At 71.1% G+C, this 19,323-nt stretch carries 16 protein-coding genes; 14 read left to right on the top strand and 2 right to left on the bottom strand.

The features are described 5' to 3' along the window. Nucleotides 1-10: 10 nt before the first annotated feature. The 5 genes from ABZ721_RS16940 to ABZ721_RS16920 all read left to right on the top strand — a co-directional run bounded on the left by ABZ721_RS16940 (nt 11) and on the right by ABZ721_RS16920 (nt 4,807). Nucleotides 11-1,033, top strand: coding sequence for a LacI family DNA-binding transcriptional regulator (locus ABZ721_RS16940; protein ID WP_358789391.1), 1,023 nt, complete (start codon nt 11-13; stop codon nt 1,031-1,033). 122 nt (nt 1,034-1,155) lie between these two features. Beyond that, on the top strand, nt 1,156-2,289 hold the full coding sequence (locus ABZ721_RS16935) for a trypsin-like peptidase domain-containing protein (RefSeq protein WP_358789390.1): 1,134 nt from the start codon (nt 1,156-1,158) through the stop codon (nt 2,287-2,289). Nucleotides 2,290-2,367: 78 nt separating this feature from the next. Further along, the gene (locus tag ABZ721_RS16930) at nt 2,368-2,622 is read left to right on the top strand and encodes a hypothetical protein (RefSeq protein ID WP_358789389.1); all 255 of its coding nucleotides are present in this window, start codon (nt 2,368-2,370) and stop codon (nt 2,620-2,622) included. Nucleotides 2,623-2,666: 44 nt separating this feature from the next. Beyond that, nucleotides 2,667-3,401, top strand: coding sequence for a response regulator transcription factor (locus ABZ721_RS16925; protein WP_358789388.1), 735 nt, complete (start codon nt 2,667-2,669; stop codon nt 3,399-3,401). After that, nucleotides 3,398-4,807: a HAMP domain-containing sensor histidine kinase gene (locus tag ABZ721_RS16920; RefSeq protein WP_358789387.1), complete on the top strand. Its 1,410-nt coding sequence runs from the start codon at nt 3,398-3,400 to the stop codon at nt 4,805-4,807. Before ABZ721_RS16925 ends, ABZ721_RS16920 begins: the two co-directional genes overlap by 4 nt. A 60-nt stretch (nt 4,808-4,867) precedes the next feature. On the opposite strand, the gene ABZ721_RS16915 is transcribed toward ABZ721_RS16920, so the two are convergent. Then, nucleotides 4,868-6,643, bottom strand: coding sequence for a bifunctional metallophosphatase/5'-nucleotidase (locus ABZ721_RS16915; protein WP_358789386.1), 1,776 nt, complete (start codon nt 6,641-6,643; stop codon nt 4,868-4,870). A 298-nt stretch (nt 6,644-6,941) separates the two neighbouring features. On the opposite strand from ABZ721_RS16915, the gene ABZ721_RS16910 reads away from it, so the two are divergent. From ABZ721_RS16910 to ABZ721_RS16890, 5 genes are all read left to right on the top strand, one after another. After that, entirely contained in the window at nt 6,942-8,252 is a 1,311-nt protein-coding gene (locus ABZ721_RS16910; RefSeq protein WP_358789385.1) for an MFS transporter, read from the top strand. Nucleotides 8,253-8,262: 10 nt separating this feature from the next. Beyond that, entirely contained in the window at nt 8,263-9,192 is a 930-nt protein-coding gene (mshD, locus tag ABZ721_RS16905) for a mycothiol synthase (protein WP_358789384.1), read from the top strand. A gap of 184 nt (nt 9,193-9,376) precedes the next feature. Continuing rightward, a complete protein-coding gene (locus ABZ721_RS16900) occupies nt 9,377-11,764 on the top strand; it encodes an RNA degradosome polyphosphate kinase (RefSeq protein ID WP_358789383.1) in 2,388 nt (795 codons plus the stop codon). A 76-nt stretch (nt 11,765-11,840) separates the two neighbouring features. Beyond that, on the top strand, nt 11,841-12,944 hold the full coding sequence (locus ABZ721_RS16895; RefSeq protein WP_358789500.1) for a CHAD domain-containing protein: 1,104 nt from the start codon (nt 11,841-11,843) through the stop codon (nt 12,942-12,944). A gap of 62 nt (nt 12,945-13,006) precedes the next feature. Next, nucleotides 13,007-13,423, top strand: coding sequence for an NUDIX hydrolase (locus ABZ721_RS16890; protein WP_358789382.1), 417 nt, complete (start codon nt 13,007-13,009; stop codon nt 13,421-13,423). Between the two features lie 7 nt (nt 13,424-13,430). Here ABZ721_RS16890 and ABZ721_RS16885 read toward each other — a convergent pair whose 3' ends face one another. Continuing rightward, entirely contained in the window at nt 13,431-14,774 is a 1,344-nt protein-coding gene (locus ABZ721_RS16885) for a recombinase family protein (RefSeq protein WP_358789381.1), read from the bottom strand. 433 nt (nt 14,775-15,207) lie between these two features. Between ABZ721_RS16885 and pstS the strand changes: the two genes are divergently transcribed. The 4 genes from pstS to pstB all read left to right on the top strand — a co-directional run bounded on the left by pstS (nt 15,208) and on the right by pstB (nt 19,304). Then, a complete protein-coding gene (gene pstS, locus ABZ721_RS16880; protein ID WP_358789380.1) occupies nt 15,208-16,335 on the top strand; it encodes a phosphate ABC transporter substrate-binding protein PstS in 1,128 nt (375 codons plus the stop codon). Between the two features lie 99 nt (nt 16,336-16,434). Further along, nucleotides 16,435-17,418, top strand: coding sequence for a phosphate ABC transporter permease subunit PstC (pstC, locus tag ABZ721_RS16875; RefSeq protein WP_358789379.1), 984 nt, complete (start codon nt 16,435-16,437; stop codon nt 17,416-17,418). Further along, nucleotides 17,415-18,488 (top strand): phosphate ABC transporter permease PstA, encoded by a 1,074-nt coding sequence (pstA, locus tag ABZ721_RS16870; protein ID WP_358789378.1) that lies wholly within the window; start codon nt 17,415-17,417, stop codon nt 18,486-18,488. The genes pstC and pstA overlap by 4 nt, the downstream gene beginning before the upstream one ends. A gap of 39 nt (nt 18,489-18,527) precedes the next feature. Continuing rightward, entirely contained in the window at nt 18,528-19,304 is a 777-nt protein-coding gene (pstB, locus tag ABZ721_RS16865; protein ID WP_358789499.1) for a phosphate ABC transporter ATP-binding protein PstB, read from the top strand. Nucleotides 19,305-19,323 lie beyond the last annotated feature (19 nt).

The following is a 19,323-nucleotide window of genomic DNA, read 5'->3' as shown; positions in this document are numbered from 1 at the left end:
ACTGCGGCCCGTGGCAAAGGTGACGCGTGACGATGTGGCCAGGCTGGCGGGTACGTCCACCGCCGTCGTCAGCTATGTCATCAACAACGGACCCCGGCCGGTCGCCCCGGCCACCCGCGAGCGGGTGCAGGCGGCCATCGCGCAGCTTGGTTATCGCCCGGACCGCGTGGCCCAGGCGATGGCCAGCCGCCGCACGGACCTCATAGGCCTGATCGTCCCCGACGCCCGTCAGCCGTTCTTCGGCGAGATGGCGCACGCGGTCGAGCAGGCGGCCTCCGACCGCGGAAAAATGGTCCTCGTCGGCAACTCCGACTACCTGGACGACCGCGAGATCCACTACCTTCGCGCCTTCCTCGGCATGCGGGTCTCCGGGCTGATCCTGATCAGCCAGGGCCCGAGCGCGAACGCCGCCGCGGAGATAGAGGCGTGGGACGCCCGTATCGTCCTGCTGCACGAGCGGCCGGAGGCGATAGACGAGTACGCGGTCGTCACGGACGACATCGGCGGCGCGCAGCTCGCCACCCGCCACCTGCTGGAGCACGGCCACGCGTACGTGGCGTGCCTGGGCGGCACCGAGAAGACCCCGGTCCTCGGCGACCCCGTCACCGACCACGTCGAGGGGTGGCGGCGGGCGATGCGCGAGTCCGGCCGCTCCATCGAGGGCCGGCTCTTCCAGGCCCCCTACAACCGCTACGACGCCTACCAGGTCGCCCTCGGGCTGCTCGCGGGCCCCGACCGGCCGCCCGCCATCTTCTGCGCCACCGACGACCAGGCGATCGGCGTGCTGCGCGCGGCGCGCGAGCTGCGGATCGACGTGCCGGGCGGGCTGGCCGTCGCCGGCTTCGACGACGTGAAGGAGGCGGCCCTCACCGACCCGCCCCTCACCACGGTCGCCTCGGACCGCGAGGCGATGGCCCGCGCCGCCGTGGACCTCGTCCTGGACGAGTCGCTGCGCGTCAACGGCACCCGCCGCGACCGGCTGCGGCAGTTCCCGTCCCGGCTGGTCGTCAGGGCCTCCTGCGGCTGCCAGTAGGCGCCCGCTAAACGCCGGACCCACCGGGGGCCGCCGGCCTTTATATCGGTCATACCTACTTCTGTCGGGCTTCTCAGCGGGCGCTCAGCAAGCTCTCATCTTGCCGCCGCAGAGTCAGTGACATGACCGATCACACACAGCGCGGCAACAGCGACTACGACCCGAACGCGGCCTACCCGCCCCCTCCGGCGTACGAGCCGGAGCAGCCCGTGACGACGGACCCCGGGGTCACCGTGTGGCCCGGCGGAGCGCACGCGGCCCACCAGGCACCCCCGGCACCCGAGGCCGGCGGCGGTCACGGCGGGAGCTACCCCCCGCCGCCGCCCGGCTCCCAGCCCTCACCCGGCCCCTCCCCCGTCCCGGCCCCGCGGCGCAAGGTGCGCAAGCCGATCGCCCTCTTCGCCGCAGTCGCGATCGCGTCCGGCGTCGTCGGCGGCGGAACGGCGGCGCTGATCGGCAACACCACCTCGCACTCCCCCGTCAGCGCCGCGGCCTCCGCCGTCAACGCCAGCTCCAGCAAGACGGGCGTGGCGGGCGTGGCCGCCGCCGTCAGCCCGAGCATCGTCGAGATCGGCGCGACGTCCACCGCCGGCCAGTCCACCGGCGCCGGCGTGATCATCACCAGCGACGGCGAGATCGTCACCAACAACCACGTCATCGCCGGCGCGAGCAGCATCAAGGTCACCTACAGCAACGGCAGGACGGCGACGGCCAAGGTCGTCGGCACGGACGCCAAGAAGGACCTCGCACTCATCAAGGTCGACAACGCGAGCGGCCTGACCGCCGCCAAGCTCGGCAACTCCGACGGCATCGCCGTCGGCGACCAGGTCGTGGCCATCGGCTCGCCCGAGGGCCTGACCGGCACCGTCACCAGCGGCATCGTCTCCGCGCTCAACCGCGACGTGACCGTCTCCACCGACGAGAGCCAGGGCCAGAACCAGGGCCAGGGTCAGGGCGGCGGCTCGGGGCAGTGGCCGTTCGAGTTCGGCGGCAACCAGTACAACGGCGACACCGGCAACTCCACCACCACCTACAAGGCCATCCAGACCGACGCCTCCCTCAACCCGGGCAACTCCGGCGGCGCGCTGATCAACATGAACGGCGAGATCATCGGCATCAACTCCGCGATGTACTCGGCCGCTTCGTCCGGCTCATCGGGCAGCAGCGCCGGCAGCGTCGGCCTCGGCTTCTCCATCCCGATCAACACCGTGAAGGCCGACCTCGACTCGCTGCGCAGCGGGGGCAGCGGCAGCTGACCTGCGCTCCGCGGGTCCGCAGTCCGCAGTCCGCAGTTCGCGTCCGCGTCCGCGTTCCGACCAGGGGAGGCACCACCCATGACCAGCATCATGACCAGCACCATCACCGTCAACGTCAACCGCGCCCGGCACGCGCTCGCCGCCGCCGTCTCCTGGGGGGCGGGTGCCCCGGCCGCCCACGGCGCGGTCCGCACCGGGCCGGCCGACCTCGACCTGCCGCTCGGGATGCCGCTGGCCTCCGCCCCGCAGCCGCCCCGTGCCGCCGAGGTCGCCACCCCGGCACCCGCCCGACGCGCCTCCGCACGCCGCCGACCCGCCGCCGTGCGAGGCTGATACCCGTCCCCACGCCCCTTCACCACCACGAGGTCGAGACCCCCATGAGCCCCGGCGAGAACGGCGAGACCAGCCGCATTCTGATCGTCGACGACGAACCCGCCGTCCGCGAGGCGCTGCAGCGCAGCCTCGCGTTCGAGGGGTACGACACCGCCATCGCCGCCGACGGCATGGCCGCCCTCGACCAGGTGAGCGGCTACCAGCCGGACGCGATCATCCTCGACGTCCTGATGCCCCGCATGGACGGCCTCACCACCGCCCGCCGGCTGCGCGCCACGGGTGTCACCGTGCCGATCCTGATGCTCACCGCCCGGGACACCGTCGGCGACCGCGTCACCGGCCTCGACGCGGGCGCCGACGACTACCTCGTCAAGCCCTTCGAACTCGACGAACTCCTCGCCCGGCTGCGCGCCCTGCTGCGCCGCAGCTCCTACGCCGCCGCGTCGGCCGCGGCCGACGCGGACGACGCCCTCACCTTCGCCGACCTCCGCATGGACACCTCCACCCGCGAGGTCACCCGCGCCGGCCGCCCCGTCGAACTCACCCGGACCGAGTACACCCTCCTGGAGATGTTCCTCGCCCACCCGCGCCAGGTCCTGACGCGCGAGCAGATCCTCAAGTCCGTCTGGGGCTTCGACTTCGAGCCGTCCTCGAACTCCCTCGACGTCTACGTCATGTACCTCCGCCGCAAGACCGAGATCGACGGCCTCCCCCGCCTCGTCCACACCGTCCGAGGCGTCGGCTACGCCCTACGTGCACCGGACGGCGGCACGTCATGAAACGGCTGCCGCTCCGCTCCCGGCTGGCGATCCTGACCGCGGCCGCGGTGGCGGTGGCGGTGGCGGCGGTGGCACTGTCCTGCTGGTTGATCACACGCCAGCAGCTGACCGAGCAGTTGGACACCAACCTGCGGTTGGTCAAGGTGGGCAACAACCTCGCGCGCGACCTGATCCGTGCGTGCGACTCGCCGTCCTCGCAAGTGGTCGCCCAGCCCACGCCGTACACGATCCAGATCGTCTACGGCGACGGGCAGACCTGCACGTACCCCGGCAAAGCCAAGCTCACCGTTCAGGAGGGCGACCTGGCGGTGGTGAAGGGCACCCAGCGCTCCTCGGTCCACAACACCACGACCGCTGACAGCAGCCGGACCGAGATGCGGGTCGTCACCAGCCAGCTCGAGAGCCCCCCGGGTATGTCGGCGCGCGGTATCGCCGTCTCCGTCGCCCAGCCCCTGAGCACGATCGACGACCCGCTCTCCACCCTCGCCTGGGTGCTCCTCGCCGTAGCCGGCGTCGGCGTACTCGGCGCCGGCGGCGCCGGCCTGCTGATCGCCCGCGCGGGGCTGCGCCCCGTCGACCGGCTCACCGAGACCGTGGAGCACATCGCGCGGACCGAGGACCTCAGTGTCCGGATTCCCGTGGAGGGGGAGGACGAGATCGCGCGGCTGTCGGAGTCCTTCAACGCGATGACGGCCGCGCTGGCGTCCTCGCGGGACCGGCAGCAGCAGTTGATCGCGGACGCCGGGCACGAGCTGCGCACGCCGCTCACCTCCCTCCGCACCAACATCGAACTGCTGGAGCGCAGCGAGGCCGCCGGGCGGCCGATCCCTCCGGCGGACCGGAAGGCGCTGCTCGCGAGCGTGAAGGCGCAGATGACGGAGCTGGCGGCGCTGATCGGCGATCTGCAGGAGCTGTCGCGGCCGGATGCGGCGCCGACGTTGCAGGTGGTGGCGTTGCACGAGATCGCGGAGGCCGCGTTGGAGCGGGCCAGGCTCCGGGGGCCCGATCTGACGATCAGGGCCGAGCTGGCGCCCTGGTTCGTGCGGGCGGAGCCGGTCGCGCTGGAGCGCGCGGTGGTGAACCTGCTGGACAACGCGGTGAAGTTCAGCCCGCCGGCGGGCTCGGTCGAGGTACGCCTCGACCACGGTCTGCTGACCGTCCGCGACCACGGCCCCGGTATCCCGGAGGACGAACTCCCGCACGTCTTCGAGCGCTTCTGGCGCTCGCCGTCCGCCCGCAGCCTGCCCGGCAGCGGTCTGGGGCTGTCGATCGTGGCCCGCACCGTCCAGCAGTCGGGCGGTGAGGTGAGCCTGCGCCCGGCGGGCGGCGGCGGCACCGTGGCGTCCGTCCGGCTCCCGGGCGCGGCAACCGCCCCGCCGGCGGTGGCGGCGCGGGCCGCACCGTAGAAACGTGGAAGGGGGGCCGGGGCCACCGGCCCCGACCCCCCACCCGCAATGCCGTAGCGGCTACTTCACGACCGTGATCCGGTCGGCCGCCGGAGGCGCCAGCGGGGCCGCCGCCGACGAGTTGGCGGTCAGGTAGGCGTTCAGGGCCGCCAGGTCGTCGCCGCCCACCACCGGGTTCTTACCGGCGCCGAGCGCGGCGAATCCGTCCCCGCCGCCGGCGAGGAACGAGTTCATCGCGACGCGGTACGTCGCCGCCGGGTCGATCGCGACCCCGCCGAGCTTGACGGTGGACGCGACCACGCGGTCCGCGCCCGTCTTCGTCAGGTCGAGCGTGTACGTCAGGCCCGACGAGACCTGGAGGATCTTCGGCGAGGCCTGGTTCGATCCGCTGACCTGCTGCTGCAGCGCCGTGATGAGCTGGGCGCCGGTGAGGTCGACGAGGTTCACCGTGTTGCTGAACGGCTGGACCGCGAAGCCCTCCCCGTACGAGACGACGCCCGGTCCCTCGGTGCCGGAGGGCGCGTAGACGAGGTCCGTGCGGATGCCGCCGGGGTTCATCAGGGCGATGGCCGTCTTGGGGTCGAGGGTCTTGCCGTAGGCGAGCTGCGCGTCCGCGATGACGTCGCCGAGCGGCGACTCGTTGCCGTCGGCGTCGTTCGCCTTGATGTCCGCGCTGATGTAGCCGATGGTGCGGTTGGCCACCGGGGCGGCCAGCGCGCGCCAGTGGTCGACCAGCTTCGTGAGGTCCGCGGCCTTGGGCTGGACGCGGTTCACGACGTGGTTGGAGCCCTTGACGGAGGTGCGGACGATGTCCTGGGTCCGCCGGTCGTACTTCATGTCCAGCTCGGTGAAGAGCCGGCCGAACGAGGAGGCGCTCGTCACCAGGCGCGGGTTGCCGGCCGGGTCGGGGATGGTGCAGACGTAGGCGTTGTGGGTGTGGCCGGTGACGAGGGCGTCCACGTCGGCCGAGGTCTTCTTGGCGATGTCGACGATGGGACCGGACAGGCCGGTACCGGCGCCGCCGGCGTCGCAGTCGTAGTTGTACGCGGGCGAGGCCGGGACGCCGCCCTCGTGGATGAGCGCGACGACGGCGTTGACGCCCTTGCGCTTCAGTTCCTTGGTGTACTTGTTGATCGTCTCCGCCTCGTCGAGGAACTTCAGGCCCTTCACGCCCGCAGCGGAGACGATGTTCGGGGTGCCCTTGAGCGTGACGCCGATGAAGCCGACCCGCACGCCCTTGACGTTCTGGATCGAGTAGGGCGCGAGCAGCGGCTTGCCGGTCGTCTCGTTGACGACGTTCGCCGAGAGGATCGAGTAGTCCGCGCCCTTGAACTTCCGGCCCTCCTCGTAGCAGCCGTCGGTCGGGTGGCAGCCGCCGTTCTGCAGGCGCAGCAGCTCGGCCTTGCCCTCGTCGAACTCGTGGTTGCCGACGCCGGTGACGTCCAGGCCGAGCTTGTTCATCGCCTCGACGCTGGGCTCGTCGTGGAAGAGCCCGGATATCAGCGGGCTGGCTCCGACGATGTCGCCCGCGGCGACGGTGAGCGAGCGGTCGTGGCCGGCGCGCGCGGTGCGCAGGCTCGACGCCAGGTACTCGACGCCGCCCGCGTCGACGGTCTTCGTGGTGCCGTCGGGCTGGAGTTCGGTGACCCGGCCGGAGGAGCCGGCGGGCGGCTCCAGGTTGCCGTGGAAGTCGTTCAGGGCGAGCAGCTGGAGGTCCACGGTGCGGCTGTCGTGGCCGCCGTGGCCGTGGCCGCCGTGTGCGGGAGCGGCGGCGGCGAGCGCGCCGATGGCCGCGAGCCCCGCGGCCGCGGCGGTCAATCTACGTGCCAGAGACATGGGTTCCCTCTGCGTCCTCAGGATAAAGAGCCGTCCGGATGTGGCCGATTTTGGGGAGCCTAAGGTCAACGCGCGTAGCGCGACAGGCGTTCGAGGGTTAAAACCTGATATCGACTCGCGAAACTCCGGCGTCCGGGCGGACCTCGGGCGGAACATCGGCCGGACAACCGACGGATTCCGGCCGGGCGCCGAGCCGGCGCCGCCAATCTCCTGTCCCACTATCCGAAACAAGCTGTCTCATCATGCAGACCCGGCGTCATAGTTGTGTCCACCACCGACCGAGGAGGCGCACCCAGCGATGCCGACGTCCGACTCCCCTCCACCACAGCCGTCACAACCATCACAGCCGACGCGGCAGCCACCGTCGGCCCTGCGCTGGCTGATGCTCGCCCTGGGAACCGCCGCGCAGACCGCCGCCTGCGCGTTCGTCTACGCGATCCCGTCCCTCGCCGACGAGCTGCGCTCCGCCGAGCACCTCACCCTCACCCAGGTCGGCCTGCTGGCCGCCTGCCCGACGGCGGGGCTCGTGCTGGCCCTGATCGCCTGGGGGGCCGCCGCCGACCGCTGGGGCGAGCGCGTCGTCATCGCCTCGGGGCTGGGGCTGGCGGCCGTGCTGCTCGGGGCCGCCGCGACGATCCACTCCATGGGCGCGTTCGGTCTGGTCCTCGTCCTGGCGGGGGCGGCCTCCGGCTCCGTCTACTCGGCGAGCGGGCGGCTGGTGATGGGCTGGTTCTCGGTCCGGGAGCGCGGGCTGGCCATGGGCATCCGGCAGACCTCCACCCCGCTGGGGATGGCGCTGGCGGCGCTGACCATGCCGCCGATCGCCGCCGCGTACGGGGTGCGGGGCGCGATCGCGTTCGTCGCCGTGCTCTGCGGGGTGATCGCGGTCCTGATCGCCGTGTTCGCCGCCGACCCGGCCCGCGCCGCCAAGGGCACGGCGGTCCGCACCGGCAACCCGTACCGCGGGTCGCGGGTGCTGTGGCGCATCCACGGCTCCGGCGCGCTGCTGGTCGTCCCGCAGTTCACGGCGGGGGCCTTCGCGCTGGTGCTGCTGGTCGACGCGCGCGGCTGGTCGCCGGTGGCGGCCGGGCAGCTGGTGGCGGTGGGCCAGGGGCTGGGCGCGGTCTCGCGGATCGTCGTGGGCCGCTGGTCGGACCGGGTGGGCAGCCGGATGCGGCCCATGCGGCAGCTCGCTCTGATCACGGCGGCCGTCATCGGCGCCACCGCGCTGACCGCCGCCTTCCCCTCCCCCCTCACCGACGTCGCCCTCATCCTGGCGATCGGCATCACGGCCAGCACCAACGGCCTGTCCTTCACCGCCACCGCCGAGGGCGCCGGGCCCGCCTGGTCCGGCCGCGCCCTGGGCATCCACAACACCGGCCAGAACCTGACGGCCGCCCTGGTGCCGCCCGCCATGGGGGCGCTGATCACCGGCGCCGGCTACTGGCCCGGCTTCGCCGTCGCGGGCGCCGCCGCCTGCGCGGCGGCCGTCCTCGTCCCCGGACGCGACCCGGTGGCCGGCGCGAAGGACCCGCGCCCCGGCGACTCCCCGCAGCCGGCGCCGTCCCCGGACGCGGTCGGGATGAAATCCCCGATCGCCGGGTCGTAGGCTCGGGTTCATGACCGACGCCGCGCAGCCCAGCCCGTCCACCCGCCGCATCGAGACCGTGGACGCGCTGCCGTCCGGAACCGCGCGGGACGTCCTCACGCTGCTCGGCGAGGCGGCGGCGAGCGACGGGCAGTGGGCCGTCTCCGAGCAGGGCCGGCTCAACCTGCGCGGCGGCGCCCGCCCCGGCGTGCACCACCTGCTGGTGCACGTCGGCGACGAGCTCGTCGGCTACGGGCAGCTCGAGGACGCCGACCCGGTCGAGCCGCCCGCCGCCGAGTTCCTCATCAGCACCACCCGCCGGGCGCACGGCCACGGCCGGGCGCTCGGCCGGGCGCTTCTCGCGGCCAGCGGCCGGCGGCTGCGGGTGTGGGCGCACGGCGGCCACCCGGCCGCCCGGCACCTGGCCCTGCAGCTCGGGCTGAGCCTCTTCCGGGAGCTGCGGCAGCTGCGCCGGCCGCTCGACGGCGGCCCCGCGCTGCCGGAGCCGGTGATCCCCGCGGGCGTCACCGTACGGACCTTCGTGCCCGGGCAGGACGACGCCGCCTGGCTCGCGGTGAACGCCGCCGCGTTCGCCCACCACCCCGAGCAGGGCTCGATGACCCAGCGCGACCTGGACGACCGCAAGGCCGAGCCGTGGTTCGACCCGGCGGGCTTCTTCCTCGCCGTCCGCGGGGACGACATCGTCGGCTTCCACTGGACGAAGGTGCACCGCGAGGACCGGCTCGGCGAGGTGTACGTCGTCGGCGTGCACCCGGACGAGCAGGGCAGCGGCCTGGGCAAGGCGCTCACCGCGATCGGCCTGCACCACCTCGCCGACACCGAGAAGCTGCCCACCGCGATGCTCTACGTGGACGCGGACAACGTCCCGGCCGTCACCGTCTACGAGCGGCTGGGCTTCACGACCCACGAGACCGACCTGATGTACCGCACGGAGAGCTGAGCGCCTCGGACCGCGGCCCGTGGGGCGCGGCTAGCGCACCGCGGGGCGGGCGGGCCACCCGACACCGGACCGGAATCGTTCCGAGCCGGTAATGCAACTTTGTGCACCCCGGGGTCGCCCCCCGCATTCCGGCCCGTCATGTTCTCGTTACCGCTGATTCAGACAGGCTTGCGAGCATCACGGAATGCAGCCGGCCGCCAGTTCCTCCGGCCCTCCCCCTGGGTCGCAGCACCCCCCACCGCCCGACCTGCCGCTTTCCCGCGCGACACGGGACAATGGACGGACGGCTCCAGGGCGCTCCCCGAGGGCGCCCGGCAAGCCGTACGACGTGTTCGACGTGCCGGAACCGGAGGAGGGCTCTTACTCCATGGCCTCGATGAATCAGCCCGGTGTTCCCGGACAGCCCAATGGGGCGGCGAAGGTCCCGACCCCCTTCCGCCCCCAGCTCGTCTCCGACGTGGAGGCCGTCCTGGGCTCCACGGCCGACGGCGATCCCGACGGCGACCTCCCCCAGGGGCGGTTCCTGGACCGGGAGCGCAGCTGGCTCGCGTTCAACGAGCGCGTGCTGGAACTCGCCGAGGATCCGGCCACGCCGCTCCTCGAACGGGCCAACTTCCTCGCGATCTTCGCCAGCAACCTCGACGAGTTCTTCATGGTCAGGGTCGCGGGCCTCAAGCGCCGCATGGCCACCGGTGTCGCCACCCGCTCGGCCTCGGGCCTGCAGCCCCGCGACGTGCTGGACCTGATCCTCACCCGGTCCCGGGAACTCATGGCCCGGCACGCCGCCTGCTTCCAGAACGACATCGCCCCGCAGCTCGCCGACGAGGGCATACACGTCATCCGCTGGGCCGAGCTGACGGAGAAGGAGCAGGCCCGCCTGTTCACCCTCTTCCGGCAGCAGATCTTCCCCGTGCTGACCCCGCTGGCCGTCGACCCCGCGCACCCCTTCCCGTACATCTCCGGCCTGTCGCTGAACCTGGCCGTCGTCGTGCGCAACCCGGTCTCCGGCCACGAGCACTTCGCCCGGGTGAAGGTGCCGCCGATCCTCTCCCGCTTCCTCGAAGCGAGCCCGCAGCGCTACGTCCCGCTGGAGGACGTCATCGCCGCGCACCTGGAGGAGCTCTTCCCCGGCATGGAGGTCCTGGACCACCACATGTTCCGGGTCACCCGCAACGAGGACCTGGAGGTGGAGGAGGACGACACCGAGAACCTGCTCCAGGCCCTGGAGCGCGAGCTGATGCGGCGCCGCTTCGGGCCGCCGGTGCGCCTCGAAGTGGAAGAATCGATTGCTCCCCGGGTGCTCGACCTGCTCGTGCACGAGCTGAAGATGAAGCACACCGAGGTCTACCCGCTGCCCGGCCCGCTCGACCTGACCGGGCTGTTCGCGATAGCCGGGCTGGACCGGCCGGAGCTGAAGTTCCCCAAGTACGTCGCCGGCACCCACCGCGACCTGGCCGAGGTCGAATCGGCCTCCGCGCCCGACATCTTCGCGGCGCTGCGCGAGCGCGACGTGCTGCTGCACCACCCGTACGACTCCTTCTCGACCTCCGTCCAGCGGTTCCTGGACCAGGCGGCGGCCGACCCGGACGTGCTGGCGATCAAGCAGACGCTGTACCGCACCTCCGGCGACTCCCCCATCGTGGACGCGCTCATCGACGCGGCCGAGGCGGGCAAGCAGGTCCTCGTCCTCGTCGAGATCAAGGCCCGCTTCGACGAGCAGGCCAACATCAAGTGGGCCCGCAAGCTGGAGGAGGCCGGCTGCCACGTCGTCTACGGCCTGGTCGGGCTGAAGACGCACTGCAAGCTGTCGCTCGTGGTGCGCCAGGAGGGCGACACACTGCGCCGCTACAGCCACGTCGGCACCGGCAACTACCACCCCAAGACGGCCAGGCTCTACGAGGACCTGGGGCTGCTCACCGCGGACCCGCAGGTCGGCGCGGACCTGTCGCACCTGTTCAACCGGCTGTCGGGCTACTCGCGCCGCGAGGTCTACAACCGGCTGCTGGTCGCGCCCCGCAACCTCCGCGACGGCCTGGTCTCCCGGATCATGGAGGAGATCGGCCACCACCGGGCCGGCCGTCCCGCGTACGTCCGGATGAAGCTCAACTCCATCGTCGACGAGGGAATCATCGACGCCCTCTACCGCGCCTCGCAGGCCGGCGTGCCCGTCGACATCTGGGTGCGCGGCATCTGCGCGGTCCGGCCGGGCGTCGCCGGGCTCTCGGAGAACATCCGCGTCCGCAGCGTCCTGGGACGGTTCCTCGAGCACTCCCGGGTGTTCGCCTTCGGCAACGGCGGCGAACCGGAAGTCTGGCTCGGCAGCGCGGACATGATGCACCGTAACCTCGACCGCCGCATCGAGGCGCTGGTCCGGGTCGCCGACCCGGCCCACCGCGCCACCCTCAACCGCCTGCTGGAGACGGGGATGTCGGACGACACCTCGTCCTGGCACCTGGCGGCGGACGGGAACTGGACCCGGCACAGCACCGGCCCCGACGGGCAGCCGCTGCGCAACGTCCAGGAGATGCTCATCGACGCCCGGAGGCGCCGGCGTGGCCCAGCGACACCGTGACACCGCGTACGCCCAGGCCGGCCCGCCGGCTGTCGTCCTCGACGGGAAGCCGGCAGCGCCGGCCCCCCTCGGCACGCTGAGCGCGGGGGAGGTGTTCTCGGGCTACCTCCACGAGCAGGCGTCCACCTTCCTGCGCGCCCTCAGCCAGAGCGCGCAGACCGACGACGACGGCGCGGCGGCCGGCCTGCTGCTGCGCCGGTCCGCCCGCCGGATCGGCGCGACCCTGCACACGTACGGGGCGCTCACCGACCCCGGCTGGGCCGACCCGCTGCGCACCGAGCTCGGCTGGCTCTCCTCGGCCCTGGCCCACGAGCACCAGCACGCCGCCCGGCTCGCCCGGCTGCTCTCCGCCCTGCACCGGCTGGCCTCGGAGCCCGACCCGATGGCGCAGGACGGTGACCAGCCGGCCGATCCGGACGACGGCGGCCCGGACGACCCCCCGGAGCGGCCCACCGCCACCCAGGGGCCGCTGGCCGTCGGGGCGGCCCGTGCGGGCGCGCTGCTGGAGCGGCAGCTGACGCTGGCGCGCACCCGGGCGCACTCCGCGGCGCTGCAGGCGCTCGGCTCGGCGCGCTTCCACGCGGTCGCCGACGCCGTCGCCGTGCTGGCCTCCGACGTGCCGCTGGCCGCTGGGGCGGACGCGCCCGCCGCCGTACGGCTGCCGCCGCTCGCGGGGGCGGCGCACCGCCGGCTGGCCGAGGCGGCGGCGTTGCTGCCGCTGGCGCGCGCCGGGCACCCGTACAACGCCGACGCCGTGCGCGCCGCGCTCGGTCCCGAGCTGACCAGCGACCTCCAGGACGCGCCGTGGCACCGGGCGCGCACCCTGCTGCGGCTGAGCCGCTACGCCGCCGAGGTCTGCCCGCCCGACGAACCGGGCCCCGACGGCCCGAACGGCGCCGAGTACCCCGCCCAGGGCCTGCGCGACCGGCTCAAGGACGCCGCCCGGCTGCTGGAGCGGCACCGCGAGGCCGCCGAGTCGGCCAACGCCGTGGCGGCCGCCGCGCGCACCCCGCGGATCGTCCCGGCGACCGCGTACGCGCTGGGCGTGCTCCACGCCGACCAGCGCCAGGAGGTCGAAGCGGCCCGCTTCGCCTTCGCCCGCCTCTGGCAGCACACCGCCCTCCCGGTCCCCGCCACCGCCACCGCCACCGCCACCGCCACCGTCCCCGGTTCGAGGTGAGCCACCATGCTCCGACCCCCTGCAGACCCCCCGGCAGACCAGCCCCCCGTCCTGGCCGCGCGATGGTGATCCTCGCGGCGGGTTGCGTGCTGTGGCGCCGTGCCGCCGTCACTGACCAGATCGAACTGGCCCTGGTCCATCGGCCGAAGTGGGCGGATTGGTCGCACCCGAAAGGGAAGCTCAAACACGGAGAGACGTTCGCGGATGCGGCGATCCGGGAAGTGCGCGAAGAGACCGGCATGACCTGCGCTCTCGGTCCGGCCCTGCCCACAGCCCGGTACCTGGCGGAGGGCATCCCCAAGGAGGTCCGCTATTGGGCGGCCGAGGCGACCGGCGGAGTATTTCTGCCGAGCAAGGAAGTGGACCGAATGCTCTGGCTGTCCCCCATCGCCGCACAGGGACGCCTCACGCACGAGCGGGACCGGGATCTCGTCCCACTCCTCCTCGGCGCCCTTCGCCCAGCAGGCGAGGGGCCGTGACACCGCCTCAGGGGTTCCGCCATTGCACGGTGAGCAAGTCGGGATCAAACGCAGCTTTATCACTGACGCCCGCCGGAACAGGCAGCACCACGATCGCAGTGAATACGTGCCCCAGAATCTCTCGTCTCTCGGCGAGTTCCGAGCTCTCCCACTTCTCCCGGATCCAGCCTCGAATCAGGTTGCGCCGGGCCTCCGCCTGCAGGTGATCAGCCTCCTCCTGCTCCAATGTGGTGATGTTCCTCGCAAGTCGCGTCAGGATGTCGTACGCGTCGCCCCAGGGTGCGTCTCCTGAAGCCAGAGACTCTCTCATGTCGTCGCTCTGCTTGCGAAGACGGGCGAGCTTTGCCTTCCCCCGCCAGGGAGTCACTGTGACCTCGGTCCCTGCGAAGCGCCTGTCCAAGTATGCCAGGGCAAGACCTTCCAAGTAGGCGTCCACGGCGGCCACCCGACGGCCGATTCCCTTGCAGTTGGGGTCACCACAGCGGTAGTAGTTCCCGTATTTCGCGTTCTTTCCCGTGCTCCTGTTCCCGTTCAGCTTTGCATAGCAGACTTCATCGAAATCATTGATCCGGCCGCAACGGAGAAACCCTGAGAACAGGTACCCACGCGTCCGCGGCTCTTTCGGAAGCGATCTCACGTCCGCACCCGTGGTCATACCTCTGTGAAGGCGGTTCGCCCTGACCCCCGCCATGATCTGCTGCCACATCTCATAAGTGCACTCATCCGAATCTCGGACGTGGTCCCACTCACCGATAACGGGCTCACCGGTCTCGGCCTCTATCTGGACTTCACCGTTGTAGACCCGGCCGCCCCACCACGCCGGGTTCGTGACGATGGACTTGACGCTCTGTTCTGTCCAGACGCCACCTCTGGCGGTCGTGACGCGAAGCCTGTTGACCTCTCCCGTGATACTCCGCCAAGACCTGCCGGCGTACCGCATTTTGATCATGCGGGTCAGATGTGGCCACTCTTCTTCGTTACGGTGCTTGTTGCCGACGCGATAGGGGTCCTTCGACGCTCCCAGCCAGCCGAACCGGCGCGGGGCACCGCAGGTCTTCCCTTCCTTCGCGCGGTCAGCAGCGTTCCGCGCGGCTCGCTTGCGCATGTTCGTGACCTCGGCCTCATCCGCAGGCGCGATGACCGGGTACGAGCAGATCGTTCCGTCGTTGTGGACCAGGTCCAGAAGGGTGGTGTCTTCGATGAAGACACCGTCGCCGACCATGAGCAGCGCGTCCTGGAAGGCGACGAAGTCACGGGGCCGGCGGTAGACCCGATCCCTCTCCACGGCCACGCAGCCGCGTACCGGAATCCCGGTTTCCTCCTCATGGCCGTGTGCGATGTCGGCACACATCTGCCGGAACACAGGCCGTACGACCTCAAGTTTCGCCGCGGTGATGTTGTTGTCCTCGCGTGGGGCATCGGGTGTCGATCACTCACCGAGCGTAGTGCACCGTGATCAGAGAGGTAACGGAATCCGTACCACCCCAGGGGCAGTTGCTTCCTCGTCAGGGGCCGCCCGCGCTACCTGCCGCCGGGCCGGGCTTCGGCGCGGCCAAAAACACCCGTCCCGCGGCCCCCTCGCACCCCACGGAGCGGCACCCGCGACAGGCCGCCCCGCACTGATAGACGAGGTTCACCTTGCGTTCACCCTCTCCCGTTGGTCGATTCACCTGGCCTGCCTAATTTCGGCCTTACCGGTGAGCATCACGCTGTGCCGGGTGGATGCAGAACTCCATACCTCTGCTTCGCCGTCCACCGGCGGGCTCCTGGAAGGAACACAGAAGGTGAAGCTTTTCCGTAACAGCGGACTGCGCGCCCTGACCGTCGGCGCGGTCGCGGTTTCCAGCGCGTTGGTCCTGACCGCCTGTGGTTCCGACGACAACGCTTCGGCCGACGGCACCAAGACGACGGGCGCGGCGAAGAGCTCCATCGCGTGCGCCAAGTCGGGTCAGCTGCTCGCGTCCGGCTCCAGCGCTCAGAAGAACGCGATGGACGTCTGGGTCAAGAACTACATGCAGGCGTGCCCCGGCACGAACATCAACTACAAGAGCTCGTCCTCGGGCGAGGGCGTCACCGCCTTCAACCAGGGCGGCGTCAGCATCGCGGGCTCCGACTCGCCGCTGAAGCCCGAAGAGGTCACCGCCTCGAAGACGATCTGCAAGGGCGGCCAGGGCATCGACCTGCCGATGGTCGGCGGCCCGATCGCGATCGGTTACCACCTGCCGGGCGTCGACAACCTGGTCCTGGACGCGCCGACCCTCGCGAAGATCTTCAACTCGACGATCACCAAGTGGGACGACGAGGCGATCAAGAAGCTCAACCCGAGCGCCAAGCTGCCCAGCAGCAACATCCAGGCGTTCCACCGCTCGACCGACTCGGGCACCACGGACAACCTGACCAAGTACTTCAACGCGACCGCCAAGGCCGAGTGGCCCTACGAGCACGCGAAGGCCTGGAAGGGCAAGGGCGGCCAGTCGGCCCCCGGCTCCGCCGACATCGCCTCGAACGTGAAGCAGGCCGAGGGCACCATCGGCTACTTCGAGCTGTCGTTCGCCACCGCGAACAATCTGCAGACGGTCAAGCTCGCCACCGGCGCCACCGCCCCCGTCGCCGCCACCTCGGAGAACGCCTCCAAGGCCATCGCCGAGGCCAAGGTCACCGGCACCGGCACCGACCTGGCGCTGAAGCTGGCCTACGACACGAAGGCCGAGGGCGCCTACCCGCTGGCCCTCGTCACCTACGAGATCGCCTGCGACAAGGGCAACAAGGCCGAGACGCTCGAGCTGGCGAAGTCCTTCCTGACGTACATCGCGAGCGAGGACGGCCAGAAGGGCCTCGCGGCCATCGGCTACGCGCCGCTGCCGACGGAGATCGCCACCAAGGTCCGCGCCCAGATCGCGACCATCTCCTAGTACGAGCGGCCGGTCCCGTCCCGCGCGGGACGGGACCGGCCGCACATTCCGGTGCACCGCCGCCGGGGGAGCCATCCCCCACCCAGACCGGAGAACCTCATGGACATAACACCGACAGACAGCGCACTGCCTCCCCCCAGCTCCCAGGGTTCCGTCACCCGCATCGGGGACCGCGTCTTCAGCGGCCTCTCCCGCGGGTCCGGCATCCTCCTCCTGGTCGTCATGGCCTCGATCGCGATCTTCCTCACGATTCGCGCGACGCACGCCATCTCCCAGGACCACGCGAACTTCTTCACCAGCTTCGAATGGGACGCGAACGCGAACCCGCCGGTCTTCGGCATCGGCGTCCTGATCTACGGCACGATCGTCAGCTCCGTGATCGCGATGGCGCTCGCCGTCCCGATCGCGGTCGGCATCGCGCTGTTCATCTCGCACTACGCGCCGCGCCGGCTGGCCACCCCGCTCGCCTACGTCGTCGACCTGCTCGCCGCGATCCCGAGCATCATCTACGGCCTGTGGGGCGCGATCTACCTCGTGCCGCACCTGAAGGGCCTGAACCTCTGGCTCGACACGTACCTCGGCTGGACCGGGATCTTCGACAAGACCGACCCCGAGGGCGCGGCCCGGTCGCTGTTCACCGTCGGCATCCTGCTGGCGATCATGATCCTGCCGATCATCACCAACGTCAGCCGTGAGGTCTTCCGGCAGGTGCCGAAGATGCACGAGGAAGCGGCGCTCGCGCTCGGCGCGACCCGCTGGGAAGTCATCCGGATGTCGGTGCTGCCGTTCGCCCGCTCCGGAATCATCAGCGCCTCGATGCTCGGCCTCGGCCGCGCGCTCGGCGAGACGATGGCCGTGGCCACCGTCCTGTCCGCCTCCCCGGTGCTGTCCGCGAAGCTCCTCGACCCGGTCGGCGGGACCTTCGCGCAGAACATCGCCGCCAAGTTCGGCGAGGCGTCGCCCTTCGGCCGTGACGCGCTGATCGCCTCCGGCCTCGTCCTGTTCGTCATCACGCTGCTGGTGAACGGCGCGGCCCGCCTGATCATCGCCCGCCGCAAGGAGTACTCGGGGGCCAACGCATGAGCCACGTCATCGCCGACAAGGCGCCCGCCACCGTCCCGACGACCCAGCGGCTGTCCCAGCGCCGGATGCCCCGCTGGGCACCGGCCGGCATCGCAGCCGCCGCGATCGTGCTCGGCGTCGGCCTGAGCGTCGCGGTCGGGCTGGAGAGCCGGGTCCAGTGGGGCCTGATCTCGCTGCTGCTCTTCGTGGTCGGCACCTACGCGGTGACCACCGCCGTCGAGGGCCGCCGGCAGGCCAAGGACCGGGTCGTCACCAGTGTCGTCTGGGCCTGCTTCATCGTGGCCATCGTGCCGCTGTACTCGCTGATCGCGACGACGGTCTCCAAGGGCCTCAAGGTCCTGGACGGCGACTTCCTCGGCCACTCGATGGGCGGGGTCATCACGATCCAGCCCGGCGGCGGCATCTACCACGCGATCATCGGCACCCTGGAGCAGGTCGGCATCGCGACGGTGATCGCCACGCCGCTCGGCCTGCTGACCGCGATCTACCTGGTCGAGTACGGCAGCGGCAAGCTCGCCAAGGCCGTAACGTTCTTCGTGGACGTCATGACCGGCATCCCGTCGATCGTCGCCGGCCTGTTCATCCTGACGGTCTGGGTCCTGATGCTCGGCAACGGCCCGTCCGGCTTCGCCGGCTCGCTGGCCCTGACGATCCTGATGCTGCCCGTCGTGGTCCGCTCGACCGAGGAGATGCTCAAGCTCGTCCCGAACGAGCTGCGCGAGGCGTCCCTCGCGCTGGGCGTCCCGAAGTGGCGCACCATCCTCAAGGTGGTCCTGCCCACGGCCATCGGCGGCATCACGACCGGCATCATGCTGGCCATCGCCCGCATCACCGGCGAGACGGCGCCGATCATGCTGCTGGTCTTCGGCAGCCAGGTGATCAACAACAACCCCTTCGAGGGTGGCCAGTCCTCCCTGTCGTACTACGTCTTCGAGCAGTTCCAGAACGGCAACGACGCTTCGTACGACCGGGCCTGGGCCGCGGCCCTGGTACTGATCGCCTTCGTCATGATCCTGAACATGGTGGCTCGCGGCATCGCCCGCTGGAAGGCCCCCAAGACCGGTCGCTGACGCGACCAACCCAGCGACCAATTGATTGTGAGCCCCACCATGGCCAAGCGCATCGACGTGAGCGGCCTCTCCGCTTACTACAGCAACCACAAGGCGATCGACGACATCTCGATGACCGTCGAGCCCCGCTCCGTGACGGCCTTCATCGGCCCGTCCGGCTGCGGCAAGTCCACCTTCCTGCGCACCTTGAACCGGATGCACGAGGTCACCCCCGGCGGCCGGGTCGAGGGCAAGGTCATGCTGGACGACGAGAACCTCTACGGCTCGGGCGTCGACCCGGTGGCGGTCCGCCGCACCGTCGGGATGGTCTTCCAGCGCCCGAACCCGTTCCCCACGATGTCGATCTTCGACAACGTGGCGGCCGGCCTCCGGCTCAACGGCATGCGCCGCAAGAACGAGCTGGAGAACGTCGTCGAGAAGTCCCTCAAGGGCGCCAACCTCTGGAACGAGGTCAAGGACCGGCTCAACAAGCCCGGCTCCGGCCTCTCCGGCGGCCAGCAGCAGCGGCTCTGCATCGCCCGCGCCATCGCGGTCGAGCCGCAGGTCCTGCTGATGGACGAGCCCTGCTCGGCGCTCGACCCGATCTCCACCCTCGCGATCGAGGACCTGATCGGGGAGCTGAAGGAGCGCTTCACCATCGTGATCGTGACGCACAACATGCAGCAGGCGGCGCGCGTCTCGGACCGCACCGCGTTCTTCAACCTCTCGGCCATCGGCCAGCCCGGCAAGCTCATCGAGCTGGACGACACCGAGCGGATCTTCTCCAACCCGTCGGTCCAGGCGACCGAGGACTACATCTCCGGCCGCTTCGGCTAGGCCGGTCCACGACCCGCTT

Origin of the sequence: Streptomyces sp. NPDC006733, assembly GCF_040636125.1 — a bacterium.
GTDB lineage: Bacteria > Actinomycetota > Actinomycetes > Streptomycetales > Streptomycetaceae > Actinacidiphila.
This window is presented reverse-complemented; position numbering and strand designations above follow the sequence as displayed.